This is a genomic window from Parendozoicomonas verongulae (assembly GCF_009711465.1).
GTDB lineage: Bacteria > Pseudomonadota > Gammaproteobacteria > Pseudomonadales > Endozoicomonadaceae > Sansalvadorimonas > Sansalvadorimonas verongulae.
On the sequence record NZ_SMME01000171.1, the window covers coordinates 1 to 320 of the forward strand.

Genomic DNA, 320 nt, shown 5'->3' on the forward strand with positions numbered 1-320 from the left:
TGTTCTGTTTTCCTCGACGTACTGTCTCCTCCTCATTTTGGCTCAATACTTGTACTTCTGGTGTAGGGCTATCGTAGTCCAAATCACCTGGGACTGTTGATGCAGTTTCATAAACCTCTTCAAACTCTTGCTTAACAACTTTCCGGCATTGAATTTCCCAGGCGTTGATATCAGGGTTAAAAGGTAATGGAAACCCATCAACGAATTCACCTGTTATTATCACGTCATCTGCCGCCTCAGCTATCAGCTCAAGGGCTTCCTTGTTCTGACGTGGCAGCCTGATACTGGAGGGGCTTCCAACCCCTTGGCAAACCAGGCTA

The 320-nt window shown here is 46.9% G+C and carries 1 protein-coding gene; it reads right to left on the bottom strand.

Annotation, left to right across the window (positions count from 1 at the left end; genetic code table 11):
- Nucleotides 1-320: hypothetical protein (locus E1189_RS22095; protein ID WP_196220810.1), on the bottom strand; the 320-nt coding region annotated here is incomplete at both ends.